11 protein-coding genes are annotated in these 16,722 nt (G+C 40.3%); 5 read left to right on the top strand and 6 right to left on the bottom strand.

Going from position 1 to position 16,722, the window contains the following annotated elements; genetic code table 11:
* Positions 1-25: 25 nt before the first annotated feature.
* From NMM19_RS05545 to NMM19_RS05560, 4 genes are all read right to left on the bottom strand, one after another.
* Entirely contained in the window at positions 26-7,264 is a 7,239-nt protein-coding gene (locus tag NMM19_RS05545) for an SIALI-17 repeat-containing surface protein (RefSeq protein WP_254730345.1), read from the bottom strand.
* Between the two features lie 237 nt (positions 7,265-7,501).
* Entirely contained in the window at positions 7,502-8,359 is an 858-nt protein-coding gene (locus NMM19_RS05550) for a bifunctional methylenetetrahydrofolate dehydrogenase/methenyltetrahydrofolate cyclohydrolase (RefSeq protein ID WP_302851386.1), read from the bottom strand.
* Positions 8,360-8,496: 137 nt separating this feature from the next.
* Positions 8,497-9,231, bottom strand: coding sequence for an amino acid ABC transporter ATP-binding protein (locus NMM19_RS05555; RefSeq protein ID WP_254730349.1), 735 nt, complete (start codon positions 9,229-9,231; stop codon positions 8,497-8,499).
* Entirely contained in the window at positions 9,231-9,914 is a 684-nt protein-coding gene (locus NMM19_RS05560; RefSeq protein ID WP_254730351.1) for an amino acid ABC transporter permease, read from the bottom strand. The genes NMM19_RS05555 and NMM19_RS05560 overlap by 1 nt, the downstream gene beginning before the upstream one ends.
* 205 nt (positions 9,915-10,119) lie before the next feature.
* Here NMM19_RS05560 and NMM19_RS05565 point away from each other — a divergent pair, with 205 nt between their 5' ends.
* The 5 genes from NMM19_RS05565 to NMM19_RS05585 all read left to right on the top strand — a co-directional run bounded on the left by NMM19_RS05565 (position 10,120) and on the right by NMM19_RS05585 (position 14,547).
* Positions 10,120-10,350, top strand: coding sequence for a DUF1797 family protein (locus NMM19_RS05565; RefSeq protein WP_004253825.1), 231 nt, complete (start codon positions 10,120-10,122; stop codon positions 10,348-10,350).
* A 240-nt stretch (positions 10,351-10,590) separates the two neighbouring features.
* Positions 10,591-12,840: an ATP-dependent Clp protease ATP-binding subunit gene (locus NMM19_RS05570; protein ID WP_254730365.1), complete on the top strand. Its 2,250-nt coding sequence runs from the start codon at positions 10,591-10,593 to the stop codon at positions 12,838-12,840.
* A gap of 89 nt (positions 12,841-12,929) precedes the next feature.
* Entirely contained in the window at positions 12,930-13,379 is a 450-nt protein-coding gene (locus NMM19_RS05575) for an NUDIX hydrolase (protein WP_254730367.1), read from the top strand.
* 63 nt (positions 13,380-13,442) lie between these two features.
* Positions 13,443-13,742, top strand: a complete 300-nt coding sequence (locus NMM19_RS05580) for a DUF1827 family protein (RefSeq protein ID WP_254730369.1) — start codon at positions 13,443-13,445, stop codon at positions 13,740-13,742.
* 172 nt (positions 13,743-13,914) lie between these two features.
* Positions 13,915-14,547, top strand: a complete 633-nt coding sequence (locus NMM19_RS05585; RefSeq protein ID WP_254730371.1) for a GNAT family N-acetyltransferase — start codon at positions 13,915-13,917, stop codon at positions 14,545-14,547.
* 44 nt (positions 14,548-14,591) lie between these two features.
* On the opposite strand, the gene metK is transcribed toward NMM19_RS05585, so the two are convergent.
* A complete protein-coding gene (gene metK, locus NMM19_RS05590) occupies positions 14,592-15,782 on the bottom strand; it encodes a methionine adenosyltransferase (RefSeq protein WP_254730373.1) in 1,191 nt (396 codons plus the stop codon).
* A 236-nt stretch (positions 15,783-16,018) separates the two neighbouring features.
* Entirely contained in the window at positions 16,019-16,717 is a 699-nt protein-coding gene (locus NMM19_RS05595; RefSeq protein WP_254730375.1) for a GntR family transcriptional regulator, read from the bottom strand.
* Positions 16,718-16,722 lie beyond the last annotated feature (5 nt).

Genomic DNA, 16,722 nt, shown 5'->3' on the forward strand with positions numbered 1-16,722 from the left:
TTTAAGAATAATGAGTTATGAGTCATTATTCTTCCTTGCGTTTCCCATTTAGGAATGCTGCTGATAAGGCTAGACTGAGACCTGCTAGGAAAATTGCTGTATCAGATTGACTTTCACCAGTTTCTGGAAGTCTTGCTGAGTCTGCTTTCCCTGAAGTATTTTCAAGGACTTGTGAACCCTGGGTCTGTTTAGCAGAAGCCTGAGTTTCTGAAGGTTTATCAGATAAACCTCGAATATCGGCAACAGGTTTGTCGATTGTTGGAGCTGCTTGATTCCCTGAGGTACCTAAAGGACCTGTGTATTCTGGGAGCTCGTTCTTATCTGCTTGCACAGCATTGACTCCACCCTTGAATTCAGGCACTTCATTTTTAGCAGCTTCAACCCAATTAGCTCCGCCCTTGAACTCTGGAACTTCATTTTTAGCGGCTTCGACCCAATTAACTCCACCCTTGAACTCTGGAACTTCAACGATTGGGGCTGCTTGGTCACCTGCAGTACCGATAAAGCCGCTATATTCTGGGACTTCTACTACTGGGGCAGGATCCTCACCTACAGTTCCAATAGGGGCTGTGTATTCTGGAATTTCAAGAACAGGAGCCGGCTCATCACCCTTGCTACTTGTAACAAGTGCTTTTACTCCTACTTCAACAATTTGATCTTTTGCATCACTTGTTTCAGTGTGAACAATTTTACGACTTGTTCCTAAAACTTCGACATAGTCTACTTTTTCTCCATTTTTGCCTTCTGATACGATACGACGTTCATCTTTAGCTAAATCACTATTCTCACGAATAATTTCCTTAAATGGAATGACAGATTTCTCAACTTCCAGACTTGGACGATCTAAGACAAGAGCTTGATCATCTACTGCATGACTAGCTTCAGAACCAGCTTGGAAGTATAGACGATATTCTTTAACGAGACTACCATCTTTAGCAAGAAGTCGAACAAGTGTTGGAAGATTGTCTTGGCTTGACTCAACGACAGTCGCTACAGCATGACCACTTGTTTGGACAGTCACTTTTGGTTTCGCTCCATTTGAAGTCAATCGATATTCTGAAACAGTAGGATCAAAGTTTTCCAATGCTTTTCCAGCAACTGAAATAGTCACTGCAGGTGTTTTTGAATCACTTGCTTTAGCTGGAGAATAAGCACTAAACTCAACCATTGCGAGGCCATTAGTGGTTGATTTGCGAGTCATACGTGCGCGAATAGCGGTTGTCTGTATTGGATCAAAGGTAAATTCGATTGGTTTACCAGCCTCGATTGCGCTAGATGCCTTATAAGGAATTTCTTGCCAATTATCTGCCTTGTTAAACGGATGATCCGCATTTTCCTCATAACGTGAAATAGTGCTTGGTTCAGAATAAGTTGGTCCAACATATCTTTCGAGTACCATTGTCGCTGGTGCATCTGTACCACTGTCTTTGAAGAACTGAATAGCTACTTTTCCAACCGATTGAGGTGTAATCTGACCATTCTTCTTAAAGAGTACTCCTACAGATACCTCTTGGTCTTTTGGAGTACGAGACCAGTTGGTCCAACGTCCATCTTCATTAAATCGACCATCGTTGATATAGAAGATTCTATCATTAGAAGCGGCCTGGGTATCGTTTGTGGTAGACGCAAAAGCTTTAGAGTCAGTCGCATTATTGCTTGCATTCTCTGAGATAACTTGATTTCCTCTTGCAAGAACGGTTACTTGCATCTTAGTTGTCAGGTCTGTTCCTAGGATATGACCAAGCACTTCAAAGGTACCTTCTTGGTCTGTCGCATGTTCAGGGACTGCATCCCATTCTACGGCTAGTTTATCTGTTGTCCAATCTGTTTGTGATGGATAATAGACTGTCACTTCTGTAGGTAGTTGAAGCTTATCACCAACATTTAATGTCACAGCACCATTTTCTGCAGCTGCTGGTTGTGTAGATTCTTTTTCGCCATCGCGGAAGATACGGTATTCTTTCAAGATGGTTCCGTCTTCTGCCTTCAAAATGAGACGAGTTGCTCCTGTTGAACTCGTGGCAGGGACAATCGTTACTACACCATTGTTGCTAGCTGTTGCAGTGATTTCTTTACTAGTTTGAGCAATATGGTAGTCTGTCTTAGCTGGATTGAAATGTTCAAGATTATGACCGTCTACTTTGATCGTAATGTCTGAACTTGTAGCACTTGGAACCTTATTTCCTAGGATTGTAATTTCAGTCAAACCGACACCGGCAGTTCCATTTGCTTTCTTCATGCGAATACGAACTGCATAGGTCTCAACCTTGTCAAATGTAAAGTGGTTAGTTTGGCTTGCGGATAGTTGGCCTGGTGCTTTGAGATGTTCAACTTCTTTCCAGTTAGCAGCATTGTTAAATGGATGTTTGGCATCTCCTTGAGCATGGTTGACATCAGTTGGCAGATCTGGAATTTCTTGACCAACATAGTATTCAATGACATATTCTTTTGGAAGTCCGATTGCACCATCTGTGTAGAAATCAACTGAGAGATTATCGACAAAGCGTTTGGTTAAATCTCCTGAATTACCAAATAAGATAGACGCCCAATCATTATCTGTACCTGTTTGCCATGTAGTCCATCGATTCTTGACATCTGTATTGGCTCTTGAAACCGTCAAATCGTTCAAAGTATTAGCTGAATCATCCCCACCGGTATTGGATACAATAGCAGCTGGCAATTGAGAACCAGTCCATTGTTTCGAAATATTATTTCCAGCAACAACTTGACTAGAAACACGAACATGAGCCTTGGTAGTCAAATGACTTCCAACCAATTGACCTTTGATTTCAAAGATTCCTTCAGTTTGGCTAAAGTTAGCTGGAACCTTGTCCCAAACGACATCTTTATAAACAGTTGTTCCATTAGAATGGTAGGCGCGTACATTAGCTGGCAATTGAACAGTTTCACCTTTAGGAAGAGTGAGACTAATTTCTTCTGCGACCTGCAAACCTTCAACAGTCACATTCGCAGTAGCTTCAATGTCTGTACCTTCTACATGCCCTTTAAGGGTAAAGCTATGATAGCTAGCGAGTTCTTTTTCATCCACCTTATCCCAAGTTACAGCTACCTTACGAGGCAAACCTTGGTCAAATTCTGCTCCGATTTGAGCAGGCAAATTCGGTTGCTGATTGATATCTGTAGAGATTGAAACAGGATGAAGCTTAACAATTTTCTTCGCTACTTTGTTTTCTTTGATGACCACTACGGTGGCTACAGATTGTGTCTTCTCTGTTTGATTGTCAATACGAGGAGTAAGCGTCACACTTCCTTTAGTGTAAAGTAGCAAGTTCTGTCCGTTTACTTCAAGATGTCCACCATCAGTAGAGCTAGCATCCAAGTGAATATCTGATGCTGAAAATTCACTCTGCGAACCATCTTCGTAATGTCCAATGACATGATAAGGGAGGACTTGATCTTCTGTTGCATTTTCTTTACCTTCTACACTTACTTCCAAGCGTGTCAAGGCAGGGGCTTCCTTCACGAATTGAATCAAATAAGTTTGAACCAAATCACCCTTTGGGTTACTCAAGAACACAGAAGCCTGATAATCATTAGCAGCCGAAGCCTGTTGAACTGTTACTTGGTAGCCAGTAGTTTGTGCACCCACACTTGGAATCTCAGCACTGTAAGGAAGGGTTACTCGGTAATAGGTCTTTCCAGATTCAAAGTCAGCAAGAGCCTTGTCACCAACAGTGAGACCTGTAACAGTGCTTTCGGTTTCCTGATTACTTGCGATAAAGGTCGCTTTCACCTCATAGTCATTACCTACTAATTTACCAGTTGCTTCAGTACGTCCACCTTCTTTTTTCAAGGCATCAGGATCTTTCAAGGTCCAAGAAACGACATCCGCATCAACCAAATTCCCATCTGACAAAACAGCTGTAACAGTCTTATCCAAATCTTCAACAGCTGTACCAACAGGAACAGTTGCTACCTTAGGCAACCACTTATCAAGGGCAATGACCTTGACAAGGGCCTCAGCCTTAGCTTCGATTCCTTCCACACTACCTAGGACTTTTTTCACACCAGCACTTGCACGAAGATTGTCTGGAATATCCCAAGTCACTGTTTTTTCTTCGACACTACCATCGCTATAAATAGCTGTCACAGTTTCTGGCAATTTAGGATTTTCGCTGACATCAGTAGTTGCCTTAACAGGGGCAAAAGCGACAAAGTGGCGATTTTCTTTCTTGCCTGAAACGGTTGTGACTGTTGCTTGATCAGAAGCCAAGCCTGCAGAATCCGCATAAAGAGTGAATTTGCCTTCTTTTTCAGTAGATTTTACAATGACAACACCTTTACCATTGAAGGCTTTTCTTTGCCATGTACCATCTTTCTGAGCTTTATAACGTTCACGGCTAGCTTGTTCTCCATTGTCCACACCAACGATTTGCCCTTGCCCATGAAGATTGAAATGAACAAGATTATTTGCAGTTGGCACAACATTGCCGTCTTCATCAACGATTTCATAATGGATATAAGACAAATCTTTACCGTCTGCAGTTATAACATGTTCTTCCTTAGTGAGACGAACTCTAGCAGGTTCTCCTGCTGTTGTTACACTATCACGCGCAATCTCTTTACCATTTTCATCACGAGCAATAGCAGTCAAGGTGCCTGGTTTATATTCCACCAACCACTCAAGATACAATTCACCAGGGTTAGCACCTTCATGATAAGGTCGACCATCCGCAGTGGTTTTCTTGGTGAATTCTTTCTTGCCGAGAGTCTTGTTGTTCAACAATAATTCTACACTAGCAGCGTTTGAGAAGGTCCGTACAGGAACCTTGCCATTGACTAGCATATTGCGCTCTCTAAGTGTCTCATCAGTCCAATTCCAGTGAGGCATGATACGAACTGTTGGTTTTTCTTTTGCACTATACCATTCACTACGGTAGAGATAGAAATCATTCTTAGGCAAACCAGCAGTATCGATAATACCGAAGAATGAGCTTTTCACTGGTGTATTATCTTGGTTATGCCAAGGTGTTGGTTCACCGATATAGTCAAAACCAGTCCAGATGAACTGACCTGCATATCCGGCACGATCACGGTCGAAAGTCCAAGACTCAGTAGCTGTTCTACCCCATCCAACACGGTCATTTCCGTAGTCGGATTGTTCATAATGACGATTACGACGGTTGTCATGACTGAGTAAATGAGCAGGGTCAAAGTAGGAATCACGAGTTCGAGTTGCTGAAGAGGTTTCTGAACCGTAGATTAACCAGTCTGGATGAGCCCTACGAACAGCGTCATAGTTCCGTTCCCCATAGTTCATACCGACAGCATCCATGATTGCTGCCAATTTTAAGAACTCTCCTGTAGACCTATTACTAAATTTATTCTCACCCATGGTCACATAGCGCTCTGTATCAATTGCTTTGATGACAGCTTTCAAGCGCTTAGCTGTTTCTAAAGAGCGCTCACCACCATCTGCTTCATCCACTTCGTTACCGAGTGACCACATGACGATGGATGGATTATTTTTATCTCGTTCGACCATGGTTCTGAGGTCAAAATCAGACCACTTTTCACCCTTCTTAGCTTCTGGGTGAGTTGCATCTTGGTCAAAGAAACGTCCATAGTCATACGTTTTCTTACCACGATACCAAGTATCAAAGGCTTCTTCTTGCACCAAAAGTCCTAGATTTGCAGCAGCATCGAGCAACTGTGGACTTGCTGGGTTATGGGTTGTACGGATAGAGTTAACTCCCATATCTTTCAGGAGTTTTAATTTACGATAGGTTGCCTTGTAGTTTTCTTCTGCTCCCAAGGCTCCATTGTCATGGTGAATACTAACCCCATGGAATTTCATTCTCTCACCATTTAGAGAGAATCCATCTTTGGCTGTCCAGTTGAAATAACGATAACCAAAAGTATCTTCTGTTACATCAACTAGCTGACCTTCATTATAAACCTTTGTTTTTAGAACATAGAGCTGAGGATGGTAGCTTTTTGTTGTCCAGAGAGTTGGCTTGTTAACCAAAATCGTTTGCTTAAAGTCTGCTGTCTCATTTCCTGATAAATTCTTAGTTACAGAACGAACTAAATCTGAAACAGCCTTTCCTTCTTTGGTGAAAATCTGTTGCTCTACAAATACCTTGGCTAGAGTCTTGGCAGTGTTTTTAATCTTGCTTTGGATTTGTGTTTCAACATTGCCATCTTTTTGTTCAGCCAATTTTGGAGTTGTAATATGATTTCCATTTTCAGCTACTTGCACCTTGTCACGATAGCTTAGCGTCACATCACGATAGATACCACTTCCTGAGTACCAACGACTACTTGGCTGTTTATTGGTAACTTGGACAGCAATGGTATTTTCACTACCATCTTTAGTTAAAAATTCAGTGATGTCGTATGAAAAATGATTGTAACCACTAGGATAATGGCCAACAAATTTACCATTTACATAGACCTTAGAGTCCATGTAAACTCCATCAAAATTGATACGAACATCTTTGTCCTTTGCAGCTTCATCTACAGTGAAAGTCTTGCGATACCAAGCAGTACCACCGTTTAATTGGCCACCTTCATTTCGGGCAGGAGACTTATGATCAAAATCAAAATAAATACTCCAGTCATGAGGAAGGTTCAACTTAGACCAATCATGAACATCTACATCTTTCTTAGAAAAATCACCCTGAGAATTTAATTTAAAGTACCAGTCTTTGTTGAAATTTTGTTTTCTTTCCTGTAAAAGTTGGTCTTCTTTTTCTTTCTCCTTAGTGACTTGAGGTAATGCTGTTGCAGAAGTATTTTCTTCCTTAACTTTATCATTAGTTACTGGTTTATTCTGATTAGCTTCAGTAGCATGTTCTTCCAAAACTGCTGGCTTTTCAGAACTAGCTTCTGAAACTGTAGGCGCTTTTTCATCCACTGCAGTTGCTGGTTTTTCAGCTTTATCTTCCTTAGGACTAACTACTTCCGCTTTCTTTTCTTCCTTAGGACTTGTTACCTCAGGCTCTTTTTCTTCCGTTGCTGGTTTTGCGGGTTCAACCGCATCATTTTCTTCTTTTTCAGTAGCCTTATCTTGTGGGCCATTTTGCTCAGCTTTTGCAATGGCTGCAGCTAGATCATCTGGAAGTTTATCTAAAGGTTGAACTTGATGAATTGTTTCTTCACTGGTACTTGACGTTTCAGTTTCAGCTGCTTGCGCTACCTGAAGACCAAAAATACTAGCTCCAATCATAACTGAAACCGCACCAATTGCAAACTTACGAATACTAAAATGACACCGTTTTTCAAAAAATCTCTTATCCATTATGGTTCCTTTCTAAGTTATAGTAAGCGATTACATTTTTCTTCAAAAAATAAACCTCCCTCTAGACGCTTACTTATTTTTGCATATACATATTGATGTTTTTAATATATCAAAATAGTAGAACTTTTTCAATAATTTGTAGAAGTTTTACTGGAATTTTAGTAGAAATCGAGCAAAAAAAAGCAAGCCCTTTTTAGAACTTGCTCTTTAAATACCTATTAATGATTGTACTCGAGATTAATCTTTATCCAGCGTTCTTAAAGCAGCCTGATAAGTCTGCTCCATCAGCATGGTAATGGTCATAGGTCCTACTCCACCAGGTACAGGTGTAATATGGCTAGCGACTGGGGCTACAGAATCGTAGTCAACATCTCCACAGAGTTTGCCATTTTCATCTCTGTTCATCCCCACATCAATGACAACTGCCCCAGATTTGACAAAATCAGTAGTCACGAACTTAGCACGACCGATTGCTACTACAAGAATATCAGCTCTAGAAGCTATTTGGGCTAGATTGTGAGTGCGAGAGTGGGTCAAGGTTACAGTTGCATTTTTAGCCAACAGCAACTGGGCCATTGGTTTTCCAACGATATTTGAACGACCAATAACTACTGCATTTTTACCTTCTAAGTCAATCCCATACTCATGAAACATCTCCATAATCCCTGCTGGAGTTGAAGGAATCATCACTGGGTGACCAGACCAAAGACGCCCCATGTTGAGCGGATGAAAACCATCTACATCCTTTTCAGGGTCAATAGCCAATAAAACTGCCTCTTCATCGATGTGTTTTGGCAATGGCAACTGGACTAAGATTCCATGCCATGCTGGATCTTGGTTGTATTTGGCAATCAACTCCAATAATTCTTCTTGAGTAATGGTTTCCGGAACACGTACAACTTCACTTTGGAAGCCTGCAGCTATTGCTGAACGTTCCTTGTTACGAACGTAAACCTGACTGGCTGGATTTTCTCCCACTAAAATAACCACCAAACCAGGAACCAAACCTGTCTCTTCCTTTAATTTGGCTGTTTTTTCAGCCAACTGTCCCTGTAGCTTGGCTGCTAAAGCCTTCCCATCAATAATCTGTGTCATGTATTTTCTCTTTTCTAACAAATATCCTCTATTATAACAAAAAATCGTTCTGCATTCTAACACTTCTTACCTAAGATACCCTATAGTCTGAGACTATAAGAAAAAGCCCCCTTGGAGCTTTTCTAATAAACGATATTTTACAAAACCTTACTCAAGAAATCCTTGGTTCTTTGTTCTTGTGTTTGGTCAAAAATTTGCTCTGGACTTCCATCCTCGACAACTACACCGTCAGCCATAAAGATGACACGGTCTGCTACTTCACGTGCAAAGCCCATCTCATGTGTTACGATGACCATGGTCATACCTGACTTGGCAAGTTCTTGCATAACTGCTAGTACTTCTCCTACCATTTCTGGGTCTAGGGCAGAAGTCGGTTCATCAAAGAGTAGGACATCTGGTTCCATGGCAAGACCACGCGCGATAGCAATACGTTGTTGCTGACCGCCAGACAAACTTTGTGGATAGGCATCGGCCTTATCTGGCAAACCAACCTTCTCCAAGAGCTCATGCGCTCTCTTTTCAGCCACTTCCTTACTTTCTCCCTTAGTCTTAATCGGAGAAAGTGTAATGTTTTCCATAACTGTCATATTGGGGAAGAGATTGAACTGTTGGAAAACCATTCCCATCTTTTCACGCATAGCAAAGAGGTCGTTTTTCTTATCTGTAATGTCTACTCCTTCAAAGATAACCTTTCCTTTTGTCGCTTCTTCGAGGAGATTCATAGAGCGAAGGAGGGTTGACTTACCGCTACCAGATGGTCCAATAATGACCACTACTTCCCCTTTTTTAATTTCAAGATTAATCCCTTTTAAAACTTCATTCTTTCCAAAACTTTTATGAAGGTTTTCAATTTTTATAAGTGTTTCAGTCATTATTTTTTATCTCCTTGTCCCATACGATTTTCAAAAGCTTTCAAGGCCAGCGTCAAGATAGAGGTCATAATCAAGTAGTAAAAGGCTGCGAATAGAAGTGGAGTTAAAGGTAAGTAGGTGGTTGTTGACACCGTAGTAGCTCCATTCCACAACTCCATAACCCCGATAGCTGACAAGAGCGAGCTATCCTTGATAATGGTAATAAACTCATTCCCCAAGGCTGGTAAAATATTCTTGATAGCCTGTGGTAAAATGACATAGCGCATAGCATTTTTAGGGCGAATACCTAGTGAATAGGCTGCTTCTAGTTGTCCTTTTGGCACTGCATTAATCCCAGCACGAACAGTTTCTGATACATAGGCACCACTATTCATAGAGATAATGATAATCCCTGGGATCAAACGAGTAAGATCAACATCTAAAATCCCAATTTGAATCGTTGGAGCACTAATATGCATCAGGGCAAAAGCAATCATAATCTGCACCATCATCGGTGTCCCACGGAACACCCAGATATATAGATTAGCAAACCAAGCAAGTGGTTTAATCTTCGAACGTTGTGCAAAGGCCAACACTACCCCTAAAATAGTCCCCAAAAAGACCACTAAGATAGAAATGATAATCGTAACAATGGCACCATAGTTAAAATATGGCAAGTATTTCGGTAAAAAAGAAAAATTCATGGATACTCTACTTTCTATTTTTAATATTTAAACTCAAAACTTGTATAAGGATAACATATTTTGCATAAAAATTCAACATTTTCTCCTAATATTTTCAATAAATTTTCAAAGACGATAGAAATAGCGAGAAATCTTAGTTTTTTTCTAGTCAAGTGGAGTCTGTTTATGGTAAAATAGTAAAGATAAGAAATGGAGGAGAATCAAAATGGAATCACATTTGGTTAGAATCATCAATCGCTTAGAAGCAATGACTAAAGATGGTGGTAATTTAAAACGTAACTTTGAGCGCGAAGGAGTTGTTGTCGCAGAGGTTGCTTTTAACCACGACGAAGAAAATGGACCACTTTTCACACTTCGTGACGTTGAAGCTCGTGAAACATATACATTTGATAGCATCGACCTCATTGCGATGGAAATCTACGAACTTTTATACTAATAGTTGAATATGGGCTGGAGAATACTCCTGCTTTGACCAATGAAAATCCTTTTTGCATGACAAATGGGATTTTTATTTTTATCACTAAAGTCTAGTAAGAATTGCCTGGAATGTTTAATTGTAACAAGCAATCTTTTTGCTTGCTTTCCCCTTTAATCATGATATAATGAGACTAAAGAACTTTGACTATTTTTGACCTTTCTATTTTAGTCAAAGCCAAGAAAGAAACGAGGTAGAGGTATGCTCTGTCAAAATTGTAAAATCAATGACTCAACGATCCATCTTTACACTAATCTTAATGGGCAACAAAAGCAAATCGATCTTTGCCAAAATTGCTACAAAATTATCAAAACAGATCCTAACAATAGCTTGTTCAAAGGCATTACAGATTTAAACAATCGTGATTTTGATCCATTTGGAGACTTCTTTAACGACCTGAACAACTTTAGACCTTCTTCTAATAATAATGTTCCTCCAACCCAGTCAGGTGGCGGATACGGTGGTAATGGGGGTTATGGTTCTCAAAATCGTGGACCAGCTCAAACACCTCCTCCTAGCCAAGAAAAGGGCCTCTTGGATGAGTATGGTATCAATATAACTGAGATTGCCCGTCGTGGAAATGTCGACCCAGTTATCGGCCGTGACGAAGAAATCATCCGTGTCATTGAAATCCTCAACCGTAGAACTAAAAACAACCCAGTACTGATTGGGGAGCCTGGTGTTGGTAAGACAGCAGTTGTCGAAGGCTTAGCACAGAAAATTGTTGATGGTGATGTTCCCCACAAACTTCAAGGGAAAGAAGTCATCCGCCTAGATGTCGTGAGTCTTGTTCAAGGCACAGGAATTCGTGGACAGTTCGAAGAACGCATGCAAAAACTCATGGAAGAAATTCGTGAGCGCAAAGATGTCATCCTCTTTATCGATGAAATTCACGAGATTGTCGGTGCAGGTTCTGCTGGTGACGGGAATATGGATGCAGGCAATATCCTCAAACCAGCTCTATCTCGTGGCGAACTTCAGTTAGTGGGTGCTACTACTCTCAATGAATACCGCATCATCGAAAAAGATGCTGCCCTTGAGCGCCGTATGCAACCTGTCAAAGTTGATGAACCAACTGTGGAAGAGACCATTATTATTCTTAAAGGTATTCAAAAGAAATACGAAGATTACCACCACGTTCATTATACTGACGGAGCTATCGAAGCCGCTGCTACTCTTTCTAATCGCTACATCCAAGATCGTTTCTTGCCAGATAAGGCTATTGACCTTTTAGATGAAGCTGGTTCAAAAATGAACTTAACCTTGAATTTTGTGGATCCAAAGGTTATCGACCAACGCTTAATCGAAGCGGAAAATCTCAAGGCTCAAGCAACTCGTGACGAAGATTTTGAAAAAGCCGCCTACTTCCGTGATCAGATTGCCAAATATAAGGAAATGCAAAAGACAAAGGTAACGGATCAGGATACTCCAATCATCAGTGAAAAGACGATTGAACACATCATTGAACAAAAGACCAATATTCCAGTTGGCGACCTTAAAGAAAAAGAACAGTCTCAACTGATCAACCTAGCAGATGATCTCAAGGCACATGTTATCGGTCAAGACGATGCTGTTGATAAGATTGCCAAGGCAATTCGTCGTAACCGTGTTGGTCTAGGCACTCCAAACCGTCCAATTGGTAGCTTCCTCTTTGTTGGTCCTACTGGTGTCGGTAAAACAGAACTTTCTAAACAACTAGCTATCGAACTCTTTGGCTCTGCTGACAGCATGATTCGCTTTGATATGAGTGAATACATGGAAAAACACAGTGTTGCTAAACTGGTCGGTGCTCCTCCAGGTTATGTTGGCTATGATGAAGCTGGTCAATTGACTGAAAAGGTCCGTCGTAATCCATACTCACTGATCCTCCTAGATGAAGTTGAAAAAGCCCATCCAGATGTTATGCATATGTTCCTTCAAGTATTGGATGATGGTCGTTTAACGGATGGGCAAGGTCGTACCGTTAGCTTTAAAGACGCCATCATAATCATGACCTCAAATGCAGGTACAGGAAAAGCTGAAGCAAGCGTCGGATTTGGTGCTACTCGAGAAGGCCGTACCAACTCTGTCCTTGGAGAATTAGGCAACTTCTTTAGCCCAGAATTCATGAACCGCTTTGATGGTATTATCGAATTTAAAGCCCTCAGCAAGGAAAATCTCCTTCAAATCGTTGACCTTATGTTGGATGATGTGAATAAACGTCTCTCAAGTAATAACATCCATTTAGATGTAACAAATAAGGTTAAAGAAAAACTTGTAGACCTTGGTTACGATCCAAAAATGGGAGCTCGTCCACTCCGTCGTACCATCCAAGACTATATCGAAGATGCCATTACAGACTACTACCTTGAAAATCCAAGTGAAAAAGACCTCAAGGCAGTCATGACAAGTAAAGGTAAAATCGTGATTAAGTCCAAAAATAAAACGGAAACGGTCGAGTCAAACGACTAGTTCCTCACATACAAAAGAATGTTCTTGCTTGACAGTGAGAACATTCTTTACTATTATAGAAAGAAAGCGCACTCACGAAGGAGAAATTTATGGCAAATCCAACATTTGGAGAAAAAAAAGAGGGAGTAACCTACAAAAATAGATATGGCGTTTATGCAGTCATACCTGATGCAAACCATGAAAAGATTATCCTCGTACAAGCTCCAAATGGTGCATGGTTCTTACCAGGAGGCGAAATTGAAGAAGGTGAAAATCACCTTGAAGCTCTCAAGCGAGAATTGATTGAAGAATTAGGATTTACAGCTGAAATCGGCACCTACTACGGACAAGCGGATGAATATTTCTATTCCAGCCATCGTGATACCTACTACTACAATCCAGCCTATCTCTACGAAGCCACTTCTTACCAAGAAATCCAAAAACCTCTCGAAGACTTCAATCATCTAGCTTGGTTCCTAGTCGATGAAGCTATTACTAACTTAAAACGTGGAAGTCACAAATGGGCGATCGAAGCTTGGAAAAAACAACATCAAATTTAAACTATCTTTACCAAATTTCCCAAAAAGTGCTATAATAGACATAGAAATACAGGAGGAAACCCTATGAAGCTTATCAATACTACAAATTCACACTCGCAACTTGTTAAAAGTCAGCTAGAAAACACAGACGCAACGCTTGTAGAGGTTTATTCTGCGGGAAATACAGATGTTATTTTTACTCAGGCTCCACTTCATTACGAAATCCTCATTTCCAATAAACATCGGGCAATCCGTGAAAAAGAAATGGAAATAATCAAAGAATTTTTCCTCAGTCGTAAAATTAATCAACAGGCTATTGATAAGGCAAATATTAAAACCCTCTATTCTGATAAATTGATTGAGATTTCAATCCCTACAAAATAGAATTAATCTACCCTACAGTTAAAACTGCGGGGTTTTTTAATACCTTTTCTTGTTTATATCTTTAAATAAATTATTGTGAATAAAGCTTTTTTGTGAAAATTTCACATTTCAATCGAAAAATGTGAGAAATTTCGTTATAATAGATAGAGAGATTTTAATGAAGGAGTATGATATGAAAAAAATAGTATACAGAGAAGCCAAGCTAGATGAATATCAAAAAATTGGAAAAGTGTTGGCTGGTGCCTTTATGGACTACCCTTTCATGACTCTTATCAAAGATGATTTAAAGAAACCAGAATATTACCCAGCATTCTTAGAATTGTTGTATAGCCTTTTGACCAGACTTTACATCAAAGGAGAGACCTGTCTAGTCGCTGAACGAGACGGGGAAATTCTGGCTATCGCACTTCTACAACAAAAGGATTTTTCCATCTTATCTTATTTGTTGAATGGGATTGTCAAGCTTTTCCGTTTTATTAGCCCACGCAATCTCTTGAAATATCTTGATTTAGTCGATCGCTCTGAACAACATTTGAAAAAATCTGGGAACTTTGATTGGTATTTGATGATGTTAGGAGTCAACGCTTCAATCCAAAACCAAGGAATCGGGAGTGCATTCCTACAAGAAGGTGTTGAACCCTATCTTAAAGCCAAAGGTTGCAAACGTCTAGGCTTAATCACCAGCACTGAGAAAAATGTGTGTTTCTATGAAAAAAACAAGTATGAATTACTGGATTCCATGATATTAGACTACGGAACAAAGTCAATTGGAAACTGGGCTTTTGTAAAAATACTAGATAAGTAATTATAAACTAAAAAAGATTGGTCCTTAGACCAATCTTTTTTATGTTACTTAACAGCTTCTTTCAAGGCTTCTACCTTGTCCAAGCGTTCCCATGGAAGATCAATATCTGTACGCCCCATATGTCCATAAGCCGCTGTTTGACGGTAGATTGGACGTTTGAGATCTAGCATTTGGATGATTCCTGCTGGGCGAAGGTCAAAGATTTGACGCGCTGCTGCTTCTAATTTGCTTTCAGCGACTGTTCCCGTACCGAAGGTATCGATACGAACAGATACTGGATGAGCCACCCCAATTGCGTAAGCCAATTGCACTTCAGCTTTCTTAGCAAGACCTGCAGCAACAATGTTTTTAGCAATGTAGCGAGCTGCATAAGAAGCTGAACGGTCAACCTTAGTCGCATCCTTACCAGAGAAGGCACCACCACCGTGACGTGAATAACCACCATAGGTATCCACGATTATTTTACGACCAGTCAAACCTGAATCTCCTTGAGGTCCTCCGATAACGAAACGACCTGTTGGATTGATAAAGAATTTAGTATCATCATCTAGGTAAGAAGCTGGAATGACTTCTTTGATAACCTTGTTAATCACATCGTCATGGATTTGCTCATTGCTCACTTCTGGATCATGTTGGGTTGAAATAACAACTGTATCCACGCGCACTGGACGGTCATTTTCATCATACTCAACAGTGACCTGTGATTTGGCATCTGGACGAAGATAGCTGATTTCACCAGACTTACGAAGCTCTGCCAAGCGACGAACCAGTTTGTGACTAAGTGAAATCGGTAATGGCATGAGTTCTTCTGTCTCATCCACCGCAAAACCAAACATGAGACCTTGGTCTCCAGCTCCAATCAAGTCAAGTGGATCTTGATCTGCGTTTCCACGAACTTCCAAGGCTTCATTAACACCTTGGGCGATATCTGGTGATTGCTCAACAAGTGATGGGTGAACTCCCACCGTCTCCGCAGAAAAACCATACTCAGTATTGGTATAACCAATCTCTGCAATAGTATCACGAACCACTCGGTTAATATCGACATAAGCATTTGTTGAAATTTCACCGAAGACATGGACTGAACCTGTATAAACAGCAGTTTCAGCAGCAACGTGGGCCTCTGGATCTTGCTCTAAAATAGCATCCAAGATAGCATCTGAAATTTGGTCTGCAATCTTATCCGGATGCCCCTCAGATACAGATTCAGACGTGAATAATTTACGTTCTGACATAAAAATGTCCCCCCTTAAAAAATATTCGTTATAGAGTTACAAAGAACTGGTAGGAAGAGTATTTACAATCAATCCCACCACCTTATCGGGACCATATAACCTATCTATTATAACACGAATCTTTGAAAAATACTCGTATGATTGCTATTTTTCTTATTAGGAAAATGTTTTCTAATCTTAACCAAATAAAAACTCTTAAAGTAGATGAGTTTCTACTTTAAGAGTGATGTTATAAACTAATTATTTTCTAGATAAAATTCAAACCGTTCTCCGACGTATTGGCTCTTTACATACTCAAAAGCCGTTCCGTCATCAAAGTAAGAAACCTGAGTCAAACCTAAAATAGCATGCCCTTTTTCAACTTCTAAGTAATGAGCTATCTTTTCTTTTGCTAAACGCGCATATATGGTCTGGTGAGATTTACCAATTCGATAACCATGCTCTTGTAAGGTTTGAAAGAAGTGCTTGGTTACTTCTTCTTTTTTGAAATTTTTGATAAATTTCTCAGGAATCGATGCCACTTCATAGACAACAGGAACTTTATCCGCATAACGAACACGTTCCATACGAATGATGTTATCAGTTGGCAGTATACCTAGTTTAGCCACTTCTTGCTCATTTGGAATCGTACGACGGTAGGAAATCAGATGACTAGATGGCGTTTTCCCTTGAGCTTTAACAATTTCCGTAAAACTAGTGGTTCCACGCATTTTTTCCTGAACACGAGTACTTGAAACGAAGGTCCCGCTACCGACACGACGTTCCAAAACCCCCTCTTCGACTAGAAGAGAAATAGCCTGACGCAAGGTCATGCGACTAACCTCAAATTCCTCAGCTAAATCTCGCTCGCTAGGAAGTCTCTCTCCAATCTTCCAATGTCCCTCATCGATGTCTTTTTTGATTTGGTCGTGGATTTTCATATAAGCTGGTAACATGCTTG

This window comes from Streptococcus sp. CF8_St5-17 (assembly GCF_024295665.1).
Lineage (GTDB): Bacteria > Bacillota > Bacilli > Lactobacillales > Streptococcaceae > Streptococcus.

What these genes read in the sequence shown, in the direction of transcription:
- NMM19_RS05565 (WP_004253825.1), top strand. Translation starts at nt 10,120, where the DNA reads ATGGAATCACATTTGGTTAGAATCATCAATCGCTTAGAAGCAATGACT.
- NMM19_RS05570 (WP_254730365.1), top strand. Translation starts at nt 10,591, where the DNA reads ATGCTCTGTCAAAATTGTAAAATCAATGACTCAACGATCCATCTTTAC.
- NMM19_RS05575 (WP_254730367.1), top strand. Translation starts at nt 12,930, where the DNA reads ATGGCAAATCCAACATTTGGAGAAAAAAAAGAGGGAGTAACCTACAAA.
- NMM19_RS05545 (WP_254730345.1), bottom strand. Translation starts at nt 7,264, where the DNA reads ATGGATAAGAGATTTTTTGAAAAACGGTGTCATTTTAGTATTCGTAAG.
- metK (WP_254730373.1), bottom strand. Translation starts at nt 15,782, where the DNA reads ATGTCAGAACGTAAATTATTCACGTCTGAATCTGTATCTGAGGGGCAT.
- NMM19_RS05560 (WP_254730351.1), bottom strand. Translation starts at nt 9,914, where the DNA reads ATGAATTTTTCTTTTTTACCGAAATACTTGCCATATTTTAACTATGGT.
- NMM19_RS05550 (WP_302851386.1), bottom strand. Translation starts at nt 8,359, where the DNA reads ATGACACAGATTATTGATGGGAAGGCTTTAGCAGCCAAGCTACAGGGA.
- NMM19_RS05580 (WP_254730369.1), top strand. Translation starts at nt 13,443, where the DNA reads ATGAAGCTTATCAATACTACAAATTCACACTCGCAACTTGTTAAAAGT.
- NMM19_RS05595 (WP_254730375.1), bottom strand. Translation starts at nt 16,717, where the DNA reads ATGTTACCAGCTTATATGAAAATCCACGACCAAATCAAAAAAGACATC.
- NMM19_RS05585 (WP_254730371.1), top strand. Translation starts at nt 13,915, where the DNA reads ATGAAAAAAATAGTATACAGAGAAGCCAAGCTAGATGAATATCAAAAA.
- NMM19_RS05555 (WP_254730349.1), bottom strand. Translation starts at nt 9,231, where the DNA reads ATGACTGAAACACTTATAAAAATTGAAAACCTTCATAAAAGTTTTGGA.